Annotated in this window: 15 protein-coding genes; 1 reads left to right on the top strand and 14 read right to left on the bottom strand. The window is 46.3% G+C overall.

The window, feature by feature from the left end:
- Positions 1 to 10: 10 nt before the first annotated feature.
- The 8 genes from CN378_RS02790 to sppA form a co-directional block, all read right to left on the bottom strand.
- Positions 11 to 850, bottom strand: a complete 840-nt coding sequence (locus CN378_RS02790; RefSeq protein ID WP_098350415.1) for an EcsC family protein — start codon at positions 848 to 850, stop codon at positions 11 to 13.
- A gap of 465 nt (positions 851 to 1315) precedes the next feature.
- On the bottom strand, positions 1316 to 2509 hold the full coding sequence (locus tag CN378_RS02785) for an acetate kinase (protein ID WP_257140970.1): 1194 nt from the start codon (positions 2507 to 2509) through the stop codon (positions 1316 to 1318).
- Between the two features lie 747 nt (positions 2510 to 3256).
- Positions 3257 to 4240, bottom strand: a complete 984-nt coding sequence (locus CN378_RS02780) for a class I SAM-dependent methyltransferase (protein ID WP_098350551.1) — start codon at positions 4238 to 4240, stop codon at positions 3257 to 3259.
- 134 nt (positions 4241 to 4374) lie between these two features.
- Positions 4375 to 4875 (bottom strand): thiol peroxidase, encoded by a 501-nt coding sequence (gene tpx, locus CN378_RS02775; RefSeq protein ID WP_098350413.1) that lies wholly within the window; start codon positions 4873 to 4875, stop codon positions 4375 to 4377.
- 131 nt (positions 4876 to 5006) lie between these two features.
- Positions 5007 to 5483: a GerW family sporulation protein gene (gene ytfJ, locus CN378_RS02770; protein WP_098350412.1), complete on the bottom strand. Its 477-nt coding sequence runs from the start codon at positions 5481 to 5483 to the stop codon at positions 5007 to 5009.
- A gap of 15 nt (positions 5484 to 5498) precedes the next feature.
- Positions 5499 to 6209, bottom strand: a complete 711-nt coding sequence (locus CN378_RS02765) for a DUF2953 domain-containing protein (protein ID WP_098350411.1) — start codon at positions 6207 to 6209, stop codon at positions 5499 to 5501.
- Between the two features lie 297 nt (positions 6210 to 6506).
- The gene (locus CN378_RS02760; protein ID WP_257140984.1) at positions 6507 to 6959 is read right to left on the bottom strand and encodes an RDD family protein; all 453 of its coding nucleotides are present in this window, start codon (positions 6957 to 6959) and stop codon (positions 6507 to 6509) included.
- Between the two features lie 92 nt (positions 6960 to 7051).
- On the bottom strand, positions 7052 to 8062 hold the full coding sequence (gene sppA / locus CN378_RS02755) for a signal peptide peptidase SppA (protein WP_098350409.1): 1011 nt from the start codon (positions 8060 to 8062) through the stop codon (positions 7052 to 7054).
- 156 nt (positions 8063 to 8218) lie between these two features.
- Between sppA and CN378_RS02750 the strand changes: the two genes are divergently transcribed.
- Positions 8219 to 9019 carry an NAD kinase gene (locus CN378_RS02750; protein WP_098350408.1) on the top strand — a complete coding sequence of 267 codons (801 nt, stop codon included), beginning with the start codon at positions 8219 to 8221 and terminating at the stop codon, positions 9017 to 9019.
- A gap of 145 nt (positions 9020 to 9164) precedes the next feature.
- Here the strand turns inward: CN378_RS02750 and rarD are convergent, their stop codons facing one another.
- From rarD to CN378_RS02720, 6 genes are all read right to left on the bottom strand, one after another.
- Positions 9165 to 10079, bottom strand: coding sequence for an EamA family transporter RarD (gene rarD, locus CN378_RS02745; RefSeq protein ID WP_098350407.1), 915 nt, complete (start codon positions 10077 to 10079; stop codon positions 9165 to 9167).
- Between the two features lie 74 nt (positions 10080 to 10153).
- Positions 10154 to 11749, bottom strand: a complete 1596-nt coding sequence (locus CN378_RS02740; RefSeq protein ID WP_098350406.1) for an amidohydrolase — start codon at positions 11747 to 11749, stop codon at positions 10154 to 10156.
- 115 nt (positions 11750 to 11864) lie between these two features.
- Positions 11865 to 13448, bottom strand: a complete 1584-nt coding sequence (gene mbcS / locus CN378_RS02735; protein WP_098350405.1) for an acyl-CoA synthetase MbcS — start codon at positions 13446 to 13448, stop codon at positions 11865 to 11867.
- 375 nt (positions 13449 to 13823) lie between these two features.
- Positions 13824 to 14027 (bottom strand): alpha/beta-type small acid-soluble spore protein, encoded by a 204-nt coding sequence (locus CN378_RS02730; RefSeq protein WP_034765764.1) that lies wholly within the window; start codon positions 14025 to 14027, stop codon positions 13824 to 13826.
- Positions 14028 to 14113: 86 nt separating this feature from the next.
- Complete coding sequence (thiI, locus tag CN378_RS02725) at positions 14114 to 15325, bottom strand: tRNA uracil 4-sulfurtransferase ThiI (protein ID WP_098350404.1); 1212 nt, start codon at positions 15323 to 15325, stop codon at positions 14114 to 14116.
- On the bottom strand, positions 15322 to 16473 hold the full coding sequence (locus CN378_RS02720) for a cysteine desulfurase family protein (protein ID WP_098350403.1): 1152 nt from the start codon (positions 16471 to 16473) through the stop codon (positions 15322 to 15324). Before CN378_RS02720 ends, thiI begins: the two co-directional genes overlap by 4 nt.
- Positions 16474 to 16760 lie beyond the last annotated feature (287 nt).

Here is a 16760-nt window from a genome sequence, read left to right as displayed (position 1 = left end):
TCCCCTTTTATTATTGTTCATTTTTCTTATCGCGTAAATATCGATACTGATAATATTTCTCCGCAAAATCCGTGATTTTTCTTGAAAGCTGATAATTGGAGCCCGCTCCGATGGCGATGCTGACAAGGGGCAGGCCGGACCACTTCTTCCCTTTAAACATGGTGATCGCCATCGCTTTCAGTGCCTGCTTCATGGATCCTTCCAGCCAAGTATAATCCGTCAGCTGCTCCGATCCATCATAGAAGTAATTCGAATCCTTCTTGTTCAGGTCCTCCATCAGATCCTCCCACGCAAGGGCACGTAGTCTTGCCGGCAGGGTCGCCGCATGGAACACCTTCAGGGATGTCATCATTTCAAATGGAGTCTGCACATCAAATCCGTACGTGATGGCGATCAGCTGCACGGAACGCAGATTGATGACGAGCATGGCCGGCAGATCCGATCCGAGTGCCACCAGGCCGCCTGTCCCCGTCACCCCTCCTTGTACGAGAGAATAGATGCGATGGCGTCCTGCATGCTGTTCCGCTATGTAATGAAGCTGGTCAATCGTCAAGTAGTGAAGATCCTCGACCGTCTGAATGTCCTGATTGAAGGCCCGTGCCGTCACAAGGATGCGCTCACGTGCGTCGTTTTGCATCTGTGAACCTTGAATCAGGGAGTGCATATGAAACAACCAGCCATCCAGCCGCTGAAAAAATTGATCCTGCACATCTTCAGGAACCGATTCAAACGCGTAATCCAACCACTTCACATATGTATGCTCCAAATCATTCGCTTCATATTCATACAACTCTTCTCTCCACGTCTTGATCGACTGCCATACCTGCTTATCTCGTTCTGACCAGTTCACTTCTCCCCACTCCTTACATTCCTCAATTTACGTTTAGTATATCATATATAGGGTGAGCAATTCTTTCGTTATGAGAAGAGTGTTGGGAATAGTCAGTAAATTTTTCAGGGGCGGGCGTAAAGAAAATTCGACATCTCGGCATGACTAGTTGAAATCTCGCTTGATAAATCAGAATCCCGCATGAAAGATTTCATTTCCCGCATGATTATCTTTCGTCCGGCACGATTCCCGGCATTTCTCGCATGATTCCCCGGCGAGGGCGAGATTCAGACAAAGAATCCCCCACCTCATCCGGCCTAAAACCCTCTTACAGGTCTACATTCCCAGCTGAAACAGACAATCTGAAGCAAAAAACCGGTCAGAATGGAGATCAAATAACCAAAACCCGGTTATTCCAGGAACCGGGTAACCACTTTTTTTGAGCAAATAAAAAACAGGACCGCCAAGGCGACCCCGTTTCATTTATTAGATATTCCCTTTTTCTACAACATCACGGGCAATCATGACTTCTTCATTCGTTGGAATGACCATGACTTTAACCGGTGAATGCGGGTAGTTGACGAATGCTTCTTTTCCGCGTACTTTGTTGCGGGCAGGATCCCAGTATACGCCCATAAATTCCAAGCCTTGAAGAACTTTTTCACGGACCAGTGTACTGTTTTCCCCGATACCTGCTGTAAAGACGATCGCGTCTACACCGTACATGCGTGAAGCATAAGATCCGATGTATTTGTGGATACGATTGGCGAACACTTCAAGGGCAAGTTCCGCACGCTCGTTCCCTTCTGAAGCCTGTTGTTCAATGTCACGAAGGTCACTTGAGAATCCAGAAACACCAAGCATACCGGACTTCTTGTTCAGGATGTTTAATACTTCATCAGCCGTTGATCCTGTTTTCTCCATGATGAACGGGATAAGGGCCGGATCGATATTACCTGAACGAGTTCCCATGGCAACCCCTGCAAGTGGTGTGAAGCCCATTGATGTATCGATTGATTTACCGCCTTCGATCGCTGCGATACTTGCACCGTTCCCTAAGTGACAGGAAATCAGGCGAACTTGCTCTTCCGGACGGCCAAGCATTTCAGCTGCACGCTGAGATACATACTTGTGGGAGGTTCCGTGGAAACCATATTTACGGATTCCGAAATCTTCATAGTACTCGTACGGAAGGCTGTATAAGAATGAGCTTTCCGGCATGGATTGGTGGAACGCTGTATCAAACACGGCAACCGCAGGAACATTCGGCAACACGCTTTGGAATGCTTTGATTCCCGTTAAGTTTGCCGGGTTATGAAGTGGCGCTAAATCAGACAGCTCTTCGATTTTCATTACAACTTCATCTGTGATCAGAACGGAGTCATTGAAGACCTCTCCCCCATGTACGACACGGTGTCCGATACCCTGGATTTCATCAAGTGAATTGATGATGCCATAGCCTGTCAGTTTTTCAAGCAGCATTTTAACCGCTACTTCATGGTTCGGGATATCCGTTACTTCTTCACGTTTCTCATCGTTCACTGTTATATTGAAAACCGCATCGTTCAATCCGATACGTTCAATCAGACCTTTGGTAATAACCGTTTCTTCAGGCATATCAAAAAGCTGAAACTTTAATGAAGAGCTTCCAGCATTAATTGCAATCACTTTTTTTGCCACGTTGTATCGCTCCTTTTGTTTTCGATCTATCGACTCTATCTTTATTCTGTTCATTGAATCGTTTTTTATCTCTCAATTCCCCATTAAATCACTGACTCCACCCTATTTCAAGAAAAAGCTTGAAATGACATCGTTTTCATGTTAAATTAAATATTTTCACAAAAATTAGAATACGAAAAGCGGAGGGGCTTTGCCCAGAGGCGACAAGCATAAGGCGGGAACACCGGAAAGGCGCCTTTTGCCTTTTTGGTGTTCTTGACTTATGACCTCGAGCCTCTAAGCCCCGGAGCTGGACATATCGAAAAGCGGAGAAGGCTTGGTCAGTCCCGACAAGCATAAGATGAATGGGCTGAAAAGGCGTCTTTTGCCTTTTTGCCCATTTAGCTTATGACCTCGAGGGACTAGCCGTCGGAGCTGGACAATAAGAAAAGCGGAGGGGCTTCGCCGATAGCCCACTCTACTAAAATAAGCGGAGAATTTCCTGTTATTGAAGAATGCATCTCAAAATATGGAGGAATAGGGGGAATAATTCCGCCTATTTACTCCGAAAGCATGAAAATGGACCATTCTTCGTTACCTTAACCGGAATAACTCCCCTTATATCCCCCAAAACGGACCCTGCATTGCAGGATAACCGGAAAAACTTCCCTTATTAAAACAACCCTGTATACATCAACAAAAAAAAGCAGTCTCATTCAGTTACGAATAGGACTGCTCATTGGTGTGTTCATTTAGGTTTTGTATTTATTATTTATTCTGTACAAGCCACTGATCGATCTTCGACAGGATGTCCTGAAGGGCTCTCTGGTTCGATAAACTTGGCAGTTGCGCAAGAAGTACCTCTTTTGGAGGCTTGATTCCTGTCTTTTTCTTCTGAAGGATCAGGATACTCTTCGCCGAGTTTTTATTTTTAAATAGGGAAAGCGGCAGCTGAAGGAAGCCCTGGATGTCGGCTTTCTCTTTCAAGTATCCTTGAAGCTGTGCGCTGTGCGGTGATTCAAACAGTCCGTTCGGCACGATGAAGAATAAGTATCCTCCGTCTTTCGTATGCTTCAGACTTTGTTCGATGAACAGATGGTGGGCATAGGAATGGCCCTCATCCGCTTTCAGTTCATAATCCTGGGCGCGCAGGTCATTCGGATAATACCCGATCGGCAGGTCGCAAAGGACAAGATCGACGGGATCGATGAACAACGGCTCTAATGAATCCTGGTTAAAGAGCTGTAACGGATGCTTCTGAAGGTCCGCTCCCACATAGGCGAGTTTGATCAATACTTCATCGATTTCAACCCCGATGGACTGGGTTTCTTTTCCCGGCATTTGGTTCAACACCGTCGTCAATAGGTTCCCTGTTCCGATCGCAGGGTCAAGAACCGTAAGCTTATCCATATCTGCCGTGAATTTATTCACCAGATAGCTGATAAATAAACCGAGTGAGTCCGGCGTCATTTGGTGATTCGGCTGTACGTTTTCTTTCATGCCTTTTAAAATCGCGAATTGAAAGGCTTTACGGATATTTTCATTCTCAAGTTGAGAAAGGTTTACTTCATCGTACTTCTTGTTCAGGCGCTTCTTGGTCAGTTCGCTGACCTCTTCCTGGAGGACATCCCCCTGAAACAGGTTCTCCCCCGTTTCGGCAACGGCTTCTAAGTAACTGCAGGCGAGTTCTTCCTGCAGCAGCGTTGCTGTCTCGTCGATTATTCCAAATAATGATTCGACTGGCGAATTAATCATCGGCATTCATTCCTTTATCTCAATTTCATTCATCTATTTTACCTTTGTCCAGGACGTTTGTAAAAAAAACAATGCTGACCATGGGAAAGTCAGGTCAGCATGTCTTAAAAAATATTCTGGTTGGGATAGGATTACTTCGCGTTTTTCACTGCTTCAACCGCAGCATCATAATCCGGGTGGTCCGTCGCTTCGCTAACATATTCCACATATGTTACTTCATCATTGCTGTTTACAACGAATACAGCACGTGCAAGAAGACGAAGTTCCTGGATGTGAACGCCGAATGCTTCACCGAAAGAAAGGTCGCGGTGATCGGAAAGCGTTTGGACATTTTCGATTCCGTTCGCTCCGCACCAGCGTTTCTGTGCGAATGGAAGGTCCACTGAAATCGTTAATACTTCTACATTATCAAATTTCGTTGCTTCTTCATTGAATTTGCGTGTCTGTGCATCACAAACTCCGGTATCGATGGAAGGAACGACACTGATCAAACGCACCTTGTTTTTGGAATCATTCAGTGTGACTTCTGATAGATCATTAGCTAATACTGTGAAGTTGGGAGCTTTGTCGCCTACTTTTACCTCATTACCTAATAGAGTGACAGGGTTGTTCTTAAACGTGATATTTGCCATTATTTGTTCCTCCTCTATGAATAGTATGTACACTTTTCATAGTACAGAAAAAGGGAGGGGGAAAGCAAATCATAGGGGTCTTTTCCGAAAAAAAAGATGAGCTCACTCATGACGAGTAAGCTCTTTGTCCATTATAGATCCAGCTTATGATTTTGATTGTGCTGCCCGTTGTTATCCTGCTTATTGTCATCCTTTTTCATCATGCCCTGAATTTTTTCAATTGCACCTGGAGCCAGGTCCAGCAGGCGATCGATCAGGTGGGTGCTTTCATCTAAATGAAGCATCTTGATTCCTTTCGAACTGACGATCAGGAACGCGATCGGGGTAATGGAGACACCGCCCCCGCTACCTCCGCCAAACGGCTGCTGCTTAGGGGATGACTTATCACCGCCGCCATCTCCGCCTTTACCGCTGTCGTCCTTGCCCTTACTGTCGATGATGAATTCACTCCCACCTGCAGCAAATCCAAAGCCTACCTTTGAAACGGTGAGGATGACGCTTCCATCGGGTGTTTCAACGGGATCACCGATAATCGTATTCACATCGATCATTTCTTTTAAATTTTCCATTGCCGTGGTCATCAGACCTTCAATCGGATGTTCTGACATGTGAAGACCTCCTAGTTAAACTGAATGTTTTTCTCCAGAAATGATGGAAAGGGGCTTTGTCTTAAACCTGGCTCTGCCGCCTCTCCAGTACCGAAGTATCTTGAAACCTACTAGGATAGCATTCCCTATCCGAAACTGGATAATACATGAAAATTGTGTTTGGATCACCGCATGCTGGAATGTCGGGGTCACCTCGATGACGGGCATCGATTGAAGGCGCATATACCCGCTTAAGATTCCGATGATACTTCCCTTCATCCCCCAGATCGTCCCGGTCAGTGTCCCCGTCGAAGCCGCATCCCCGGTCCCGAACAGGGTCTTCCACTGGACCTCATCCAATTTGACTTTTTTCAGAAAACCCCTGATGATCCGGTGCATGGACTGGACGTGGACGACGACTTCCTTCGTATCATTTAAACTCGCAATGAAATCATTGGGCGTAATTTTCTTTTTGGAGGCCTTCTTCATGGATGGATTGCTTTCGTTCCCCTTCTTCGTTTCCTGCTCAACGACGACATTCGGCCCATCGTCATCGAGCTTTACGAGGGGAATGTCGATCGTATATTTGATCAAACCGAACCAGGCCCTCAGCTTCACCTTGAAATGATCATTGTCATTTCCATGGTACAAGGAAATCGTAACGGTCAGCTTCGTGATAACGATCATGAATAAAAGAAAAATGATAAGTGCCGCAATAATGATTAACGTCCAGATCCACCAGCTCATAAATTCACACCCTTCAACCTCTTATTATGGTCATTGTGGGGGAAAATAAACTTGGGCGGATGGAATTTGCAGTGAAAAATGGCTTATGCGACCTTGCCGGCTGAATGATTGCGTCATTTTAAGTGATTGCGTCGTTTTTGGATTAATTGCGTCATTTTGCCGGGGGATTGCGTCATTAGTTCCTTTATTGCGTCATTTCACCCCGCAATTGCGTCTTTTACCATAAATAGGTAACCCGCCCCTCGCCCACAAAAAAACAAACCCGCCACATCAGCAGGTTTGCCTCTCTCTTCTATATTACACAGCCGGCGTAAACTCCAGCTTCTTCTTTTCCTGAACCACCGTCGTATCGGCAAACAGATCTTGGATCCCCTGCTTCTTATTGGTAAAGGCCACGACCACGTATAAAATAAAGACGGTCGTGGAGATGAACCGGCCGATCAGCTCTCTGAAGAGCACCGTTCCCCATGAGGGTTTCTCCCCTTTCAGCTCAATGACCCGGATACCGAATACCATTTTCCCGATCGTCTGGCTGAAGTATTTCGTCATCAGGATGAAATACCCGTAGAACACGATGCTCGTCAAAATGGAAATCGGTGCGAACATCGAGCCGTCGGATAAAGAAATGTCCAATAGTTTAAAGATTGGATTCACGATCAGCCGCGTGATGCTTCCGATGACGATCAGATCGACCAGATACGCCCAGAATCGTATCCAGAATCCCGCCAGGTAGTATCCGTTGCGGGGGATGGTCCTTGAAAAGTCAGGAGAAGAAGATTGGACTTCGATATGCTCCCGTGTTTCATGTTCTTCATAACGATCACTCACTTCATTCACCTTCCTTATTCAGAATATAGATACATCAATCGTGGAGAGCCCGGGTTTGATAATAGCTTCATCAGTGCCGCAGCTTCCATATCCTGACCCATCATTTTCTTTGCACCCATACTGAAGAATTCGGAGAAAGGATCGCCCGCCGTGTATTCAAATACTTGTGCATCTTTTAATTTATAATCTTTCTTCATCGCTGCGATGGTGTCTTCCACATAGCCGAATTCATCTATCAAATTGACTTCCTTCGCCTGGATCCCATCGTACACCCGGCCGTCCGCGATCTTCTTCACTTCTGCTTCGGACATATCCCGGCCTTTCGCGATGACGTCCACGAAGCCCTCATACGAATTGTCGATCATCGATTGAATGATCTTTCGTTCTTCATCGGTCATTTTACGGGTTGGACTCATGATGTCTTTGTACGGTCCACTTTTGATTGTGACGAAATCCACGCCGTATTTCTCTGCCAGCTCAGAGTAGTTGATGCTGTGCATGATGACGCCGAGTGAACCTGTCAGCGTTTCTTTGCTCGCAAAGATCTTCGTAGCCGGAGCCGATATGTAATAACCACCGGATGCTGCCGTACCGCCCATTGATACATAGATCGGTTTCTTCGTCTTTTCCATAATTTCTACAAGCTTTGAATGGATCTGTGCACTTTCCACGACCCCGCCGCCTGGTGAATTCACTTTCAGAATGATGCCTTTGACGGATTTATCTTTTTCCACGGCATCAAGCTTATCCATAAAGAGTTCATGGTTATATCCGGGACTTTCAAATAAAGAACTTGCCCCGCCTGTATCCTGAATGACACCTTCGACTTCCAGGACCGCAATCCGTTTATTCGCATTTCCTTCATCAATGATGTTTTCGGAAAATGGATTGTCCGTCCCTCCGAACATGTCTTCAAATGCCTTATTAACATCACTTGTCACAGCAGAGGTCGCAAAGTTGACGATTACCGAAACAAAGAATAATGCGCCAGCGATTCCCAATGCCGTCCACCTTTTTGCATTCATCTGTATATTCCTCCCTCGTTTACCCTATCTTATGTAAGGATATGAATATCATTCACATGTGAAAACATGATAGAATATTCACTAAGTTAGATTCTAGCAAAATTTCATGGAAATGGGAAAAATTATCTTATTTTTTAATTTCAGGAGGTACATACGATGAACAACCGACGAAATATCTATTTCTATGCTTTACACGACGAAGGCATGCAGGCGAAGCTCGATCATTTATACGAACTTGCGACCCGCTATGATTTCAATATTGTCGAATCTCCCAAAACGGCGAATATCATCGTCAGTATCGGAGGCGACGGAACCTTCCTGCAGGCCGTCCGCCAAACCGGCTTCAGGGAGGACTGCCTGTATGCAGGTATTTCTACAGGCGGAACCTTGAGTATGTACTGTGACTTCCATATCGATGATACATCCAAGATGATCGAGGCCATGACAACGGAGCAGATCGAAGTGCGAAAGTATCCGACCATCGAAGTGACCGTCGACAACCAGACATCCTTCCACTGCCTGAATGAATTCAGCATCCGCTCCGGCATCATCAAGACCTTCGTCATGGACGTCTTCATCGACGACAATCATTTCGAAACGTTCAGGGGTGACGGCATGATCTTCGCGACTCCGACGGGCAGCACCGCTTATAACAAATCCGTCAACGGCGCCGTCGTCGACCCGATGCTCCCTTGCATCCAGGTGAGTGAAATGGCATCCCTGAATAATAACCGCTACCGTACCCTCGGGTCCTCTTTCATCGTGAGCGGACAGCGCCGCCTGGTACTGAAGATCGTCCAGGACGGAAACGACTACCCTGCCATGGGAATGGACAATGAGGCATTGAGCATTCAGCATGTGGAAAAAGTCGAAGCAAAACTGAGTGATAAAGTCATCAAAACGGTGAAATTAAAGGATAATTCGTTCTGGGAGAAAGTGAAAAGGTCATTTTTGTAGGTTTGAGGATGAGCAGGTTCGAAGTGAAACGGGGCTGATTGCGGCAGTTTCAGAGGTTGTTGCGTCCGTTCAAACTTATACGAAAATCCGAATCCTATAATCACACACAAAAACGCTCCAGTCAAAAAGACTGGAGCGTTTTTCATCATGCCGACAATCTGGCTTCCCGTCTGCGCTTCCTGGCGTATCGCACGCGTGAGGCAGTGAAAATCGTCAGTGCGAGCCAAATGAACATGAACGAAACGAGATGGGTCACGGAGAACTCTTCATGGTACATAAATATACCGAGTATCAACGTGATCGTCGGAGCGATGTATTGCAAGAATCCGACCATATACAGCGGGATCTGCTGTGCGCCTTTAGAGAAAAACAATAAAGGTATCGCCGTGGCTGCCCCGGCTCCCATCAGCAGGAGATCCGTCCCTAAAGAAACGTGGAAGAGGGAAAGGCTTCCTTCATTGAACATGTAGCTGAGATAGATCAGTGATAATGGCGCGATGGTCATCGTTTCGAGTGTGAGGCCGATGGATGATTCCACCTGGATGAGCTTTTTGGCTAATCCGTATAGGCCGAATGAGAACGCGAGACCGATGGCGATCCAGGGAAATTCCCCGTAGGAAATCGTCAGGATGAGAACGCCGACGGCCGCTAATCCGAATGAAACGATTTGAGCTTTCGACAAGCTTTCCTTCAAAATGAACACGCCCAACAGGACGCTGACCAAAGGATTGATATAGTAGCCGAGACTTGCTTCCACCATTTGATTCGTATTCACGGCCCAAATATAAATGAACCAGTTCGTACTGATCAGGAGTGAAGCAAGGAGCAAGGCGAATAACTGCTTCTTTTTGGTCAGGGATGTTTTCAGATAGTCGGCAAAATCTTTCCACCGTTTTGTGACGAACAAGAATAAAAGCATGAACCAGAAGGACCAGAAGATGCGGTTGGCGAGAATTTCATCCGCCGACACATGATTCAGCCATTTCCAGTAGATCGGCAGAATCCCCCAAAGAAAATATGAAAATGCCGTGTAGAGGATCCCGGCTTGATCGTTCTTCATAAAAAACACCCCCAAAACTATTTCTGTTTCCGAAATATCTCCATTATATCGGTGAATAGTTTTGGGGGCAACGATTATTTATTTTTTTTATAAACGATGGTTTCATCCACGATGGTCATATCGACGACTTTGCCAAGTAATTGATCTTCCTCTGTGTTGAATGGGTCGATATCAAGTACCGTGAAGTCCGCCGTGTAACCTTCACGGATCTCTCCCCGATCGTCTTCATGGTGACAGGCATAGGCGCTGCCCTTTGTAAAAAGGGAAATCGCTTCGTACATCGTGAGCTTCTCCTCTGGACGGTACACCGTTCTCTCAGGATCAAGTGGGTTCGTCCGGGTGACCGCCGCATGAATGCCCCACAGCGGGTTGATAGGCTCGATCGGTGCATCGGATCCCCCTGCACACGGAATGCCTTCGTCAAGGAGCGTTTTCCATGCATAGTTATATTTCATGTTTTCCTCACCCAAACGTTCGATCACCCAAGGGAAATCCGACGCCACGAACCTCGGTTGGATATCCAGGATGAGGGGCAGTCCCTTGATTTTCCCGATCAGTTCTTCACGGAGGATCTGGGCATGGATGAGGCGGTCGCGTCTTCCATGCACCGATGGCTCCTCAAGGATTGCATCGACGACATTTTCAAAGGCCTGATCCCCGATCGTATGGACGGCAATCGGCAATTCATACTTCCTTGCCTTCTTCACGAGTTCAAGAAGTCTTTCACTCGTATGGATACTGACCCCTTTTGTACTCGGGTCATCTGCGTATGGATAGCTCAACAGTGCCGTCCTGCCACCTAATGCCCCATCGGCAAAAATTTTCATGGCCCCGAATTCGATGAAGTCATTTCCGCTTAAGAAATGGTGACCATCTTCCTTCCAATCTTCAATCACTTCATGATGGACGAGAAGATGGGCCCTGAATTTCTTTTTGTCTTCATTGATGGCCTTCAGGAAGGCATCGTATGTTTTCTTGAAGTTCCCGTAATAACTCAGATCCTCTGTATGACCGCCGACCAATCCATGCTCCCAACAGCTTTTAATCCCTTTTGTGAGGGCTTCGACGAGATACTCGGACGAAATGGACGGCAGGGCATCGATCATCAGATCCTGTGCCTTATCTTTCAGTAAACCGTTCAGGGTCCCCTCTTCGTCCCTTTCGATCAATCCGCCTGCAGGATTCGTGGTATTTTCATCGATCCCTGCATGTGTCAAAGCGAGTGAGTTGACGACCATCGCATGACGGCAGATCCGTTTCAGGAGTACGGGATGATTCGGGACGACGGCATCTATTTCCCGCTTCGTGAGGACCGCTGCATCACTCCAAAGGTTTTCATTCCACCCTTCCCCGATGATCCATTTTCCTTCTTCCGTTCTATTGGCTTTCTCCCTGATCGCATCCAGTACCTCCCGCTTGCTGTTCATACTGGAAAGGTCGAGTCTCATCAGCGTTTCACCGTGACCGATCAGATGCATATGACTATCGACAAATCCAGGGAACATCACCTTCTGCTCCAGATCGACTTCTGAATCAATCGCAAACTTCTTTTTCAAATCCCCGGATGAGCCCAATCCTTTGATGAGGCCATTTTCCGTAAAAACCGCTTCTACATGATGTCCTTCTTGCTGCATTGTGTAGATGATACCGTTTTTCCATAAAGTACCCATGATGTATTTCCTTCTTTCATAAAAGTCTATTTCTCAAATGTATCATATTATAGAAAAATTCTGAAATGGAAAAACTCCAATAAAATAGAGAGCCCGGTAGGCTCCCTATTCCTGATCAGTTTTTCACTGAACTCAATTCTTTTTGTCTCAGTTCGATTCGTCTGATTTTACCGGACGTTGTCTTTGGAAGTTCATCGACAAATTCGATCTTGCGCGGGTATTTATAAGGTGCTGTCAAGTCTTTGACATGCTGTTGAAGGGCAGGGATCAATTCGGGATCCTGCTGGTCCACGCCTTCCCTCAATACGACAAAGGCCTTTACGATCAGCCCCCTGACTTCATCAGGGCTTCCGACAACGGCACATTCCTGAACCGACGGGTGCTTGACCAGGGCATCCTCCACCTCGAACGGCCCGATCGTGTAGCCGGAGCTGATGATGATGTCGTCGCCGCGTCCTTCAAACCAAAAGTAGCCGTCTTCATCCTTCTTCGCTTTGTCTCCCGTAATATAGTAATCTCCCCTGAACTGCATGGCCGTGCGTTCAGGATCTTTATAATAGTTCTTGAACAGGGCAGGCGTTTCCACGTGAACCGCGATGTCCCCCACTTCGCCTACTTCACAAGGATAGCCTTCCTCATTGATGATTTCGACACGGTTTCCAGGGGTCGGTTTCCCCATGGAGCCCGGTTTCAGTTCCATTCCCTTCATGATCCCGACGAGGAGGGTGTTCTCCGTTTGGCCATAGCCGTCACGGACTTCGATTTCGAAGTGTCTCTTGAACGCATCGATGACCTCCCTGTTCAACGGTTCCCCTGCGGACACGGCACTGTGCAGGTGATCGAGATTATACGTTCCCAGATCATCCACCTTGGCCATCAGGCGGTACTCTGTCGGCGTACAGCACAGAACGTTGACGTGATTGTCCTGGAGCATCTGGAGATACTTGTTCGGATCGAATTTCCCTTGGTATACAAGGCCGGTTGCCCCAGAACCAAGAACAGACAGGAACGGACTCCAGATCCATTTTTGCCAGCCGGGACCTGCCGTAGCCCAAACCGTGTCCCCTTCTTCGATGCACAGCCATTCACGGGCCGCTGTCTTCAGGTGGGCGTATGCCCAGCCATGTGTATGGACAACCCCTTTCGGATTCCCCGTCGTACCTGATGTGTAGGAAAGGAAAGCCATATCATCCCTTTTTGTATCGGCGAATGCTAATTGTTCAGAGGAGGATTTCATTTCTTCTTCTATGGCCATCCAGCCGTCCCGTTTTTCCCCGACTACGAACTTTTTAAGATTCTCCATGCCCCTCACATGTTCAAACTGCTCGACAAATGGAGAATAAGCTACGATCCCCTTCACATCCCCGTGATCGATACGGTATTCCAGATCCTTCGTGCGCAGCATTTCAGAGCTCGGTATCACCACGAGTCCGGATTTCAGGGCTGCAAGATATACGGCGTACGCTTCGATCAGGCGGGGAACCATGACAAGGATGACATCCCCTTTTTCAAGACCCTGCCCCAAGAAAACGTTTCCAATTTTATTTACATCCTTCAATAATTGCGTGTATGTAATGTCTTCTTTTTTTCCTTCTTCATTCTCCCACTTGATTGCAAGCTTGTCCTGATCACTTGCAAACTTCTCTACTTCTTCCACCAGATTGTACTTCTCCGGTGCGATCAATTCTTCCCTCTTCATTCTGACTCCCCCTTGTTTGTCGATTCCCTTCTATTATACAAAATAATTTAAATTTTTTAAATTATTTGGTTATATTCTATCATCGTCAATATGTGAGGCTATTCGACAAACACGACTAAATCCGATCAATCCTATAAAATAATTTTTAGGATCACTTGTAAACCGCTATTGATTTCCGTGCAAGACTTCGCTTTCCTCGGGCGTTCGGCTAGCCTACTCGTCAAAAGCCCGAGGAGGCTCAACNNCCGCGGAAAGCGAGCACCTGCAACGGAAATCAACCAGCACTCGCTTCTTGAATTTTGAAAAACAGCCTTCTTTTTTATACAAATAGAAAAGGAGCGGGGAATCCCGCTCCTTTGTAGCCATTGTATTTAATTATTTTGAATATCCGCCACCGATTTGTTGTTCAGCCATTTGAACTAAACGTTTAGTGATTTCACCACCTACAGAACCGTTAGCGCGTGCTGTTGCATCTGGACCAAGTTGAACTCCGAATTCAGAAGCGATTTCGTATTTCATTTGGTCGATTGCTTGTTGAGCTCCTGGAGCTACTAATTGATTTGAACTGTTGTTTGCCATGTGTTTTCACCTCCTTGTTGAATATAGATTGTGTCAAAACACATGGCTTCATACAGTTAATTTCGTTGGTAAATTATCCTAAATTTTTAGAGTAATTCGTCAAAGGATTTTTCGATATTCGATCCTGTCGATCCGTCGATTGTCATCGTTTCTGTCCCGTCTACAGCCTCTTTTAGAAGGGTTTCGAAATCAACGAAGCTTTCGTAAAACTCCACTTTTTCTTTTTTAGGACGCGTTTTCGGTGCAGGCGGTGTGAAGATGGTACAGCAATCCTCATAAGGAAGGATGGAAATGTCATGGGTATCGATCTTCTGGGCGATATCGATGATTTCCAGCTTGTCCATGGCGATGAGCGGTCTCAGCACCGGAGTATTCGTGACAGCGTTGATCGCCTGCATGCTCTCCAACGTCTGACTTGCCACCTGGCCGAGGCTTTCCCCGGTTATGAGTGCGAGGCCTTCATTCTTCTCACGGATTTGATCGGCGATCCTGAGCATCATTCGCCGCGTTGACGTCATGGTGTAATTTTCAGGCACCTGATCATGGATCGTTTGCTGGACCTTCGTAAATGGGACGATATGCAATTTCACTTTTCCGCTGAAAGCAGACAGCTTCTTCGAAAGATCGATTACCTTTTGCTTTGCCCGTTCACTCGTAAACGGCGGGCTGTGAAAATGGACCGCCTCGATCTCAACGCCCCGTTTCATCGTCAGATAACCGGCTACCGGGCTGTCGATGCCTCCTGAAAGCATGAGCATCGCTTTCCCGCTTGCCCCGACCGGCATACCGGTGGACCCTTGATAAATTTCAGAGGAAAGATACACTCCCTCTTTTCTCACTTCCACGTTCAGTTGAATATCGGGTTTTTTTACATCCACCTTTAATCCGTCCATATTGCGGAGGATATAGGATCCCACCTCATAATTCAGTTCATTCGTATCCATTTCAAATTTCTTATCCGCTCTACGTGCAGATACTTTGAACGTTTTCCCGGGGGAAAAGCTCTTCTGGACGAGAGCCAGTCCTGCTTTCGTGATTTCCCCGATATCTTGAGGGACTTTCACGACAGGGCTGAATGATTGGATCCCGAATATTTTCTCGAGTCGTGGAATGATTTCCTCCCCGTTTTCGTCCCCCAATTGAATGTGGAGACGATCCCTGCCTGCTGCCACCGATATCGTCGGAAAGTCTTTCAGTGCCTGCAGAATATTCTCCCGGAGCTTGGCTGTAAACATCTTGCGGTTTCTTCCTTTGGTTGAAATTTCACCGTACCTTACTAGTATGCGATTATATTTCATCGTGATCTCCTCATTGTGTATTGTAATAAATCGATTTCTCTTTTCAATAACTGTATGAACTGTTTGCATTCTTCCATTGTATTATGGAAAGACAGGCTGATCCGGATCGAATTGGCAGCCAGGCTATCCGGTACACCCATCGATAAGAGGGTTTCACTCGGCTTGCTTTGCTTGGATGAACAGGCGCTTGTCGTCGATACGTATACCTCATGCCGGTCGAGGGCATGGATAAGCACTTCCCCTTTAAAGTCCTTCACGGAAAAATTCAGGATGTGAGGAGAGTGATTCCGGCTTGGTGTATGAACGGTCACACCTTCGATCGTCTCTAATTCTCCCCTGAGGAATTGTTGGTTTTCTTCCATTATAACCAACTTCTGTTTGCTTTCTTCCACATGCATTCGAAGTGCTTTCGCAAAGGATACGATCCCGCCTGTGTTCTCCGTTCCGCTCCGCAGGTTTCCTTCCTGCTCTCCACCGGACAGGATAGGGGAAAGCTTAAGGCCGTCCCTCACATACAGCATGCCGGTTCCTTTGATGCCATGAATTTTATGAGCGGAAATGCTGCATAAATCGATGAGCTTTTCGTCGAGAATAAGGGGGACCTTCCCGCATGCCTGTACAGCATCGACATGAAAGAGGATCTTCGGATAGTCCTGCAAGATCTTCCCGATTTCCCTGATCGGCTGAATGCTCCCGACTTCATTATTGACCTGCATCACAGAAACCAGGATCGTATCCTCCTGGATCGCTGCCTTCAATTCAGAGGGACGGACCTTGCCCTCATGATCGACGTCGAGATATGTCGCGGTATAGCCGAACTCTTCCAATTGATGAAAGGCGTTTTTGACGGAGGGGTGCTCTATATTGGTCGTGATGATGTGTTTCCCTCTATGACCATACTCGAGAGCGGTCCCTTTTATCGCCAGGTTATTGGATTCGGTGCCTCCTGAAGTGAAGAATACCTCTTTTGTATTTATACCTAATAGGGAAGCGATCTGTTCCCTTGATTGCTGAATCAACTTTTCCACCCGGCCGCCGAATGAATGAATGGACGATGGATTGGCAAAGTAGCCTTCATTGACTTTCAGGAATGTATCGAGAACTTCCTTATATGGTTTGGTTGTTGCGCTATTATCAAAATAGATCATCGTATACACCTTCTTTAGAAATGACACTGACTTTTATACTCAATCACTAATCTTACCATAAATCATCGCTATCCCAAATGAAATTCATTTTGGACCGGGAATAAATTATAGTAGAAACATAATTACCGGAAGTTTTCCTTATATTTTTTTCATTTTCCAAAAATTATTATTGAAAAATGACAGAATTTTTGCGAGAATCTAAAAGGAACTTGTCATCTAAGTTATTCAAATATACTAAATTGTAAGACTATTTAGTTTTTCGACACTTTTCAACAAAGTTATGATAA

The organism is Bacillus sp. AFS015802 (assembly GCF_002561455.1).
Taxonomy (GTDB): Bacteria; Bacillota; Bacilli; order Bacillales; family Bacillaceae_B; genus Rossellomorea.
Note: the sequence above shows the minus strand (reverse complement) of the source record. Positions and strands in the feature narration are given on the sequence as shown.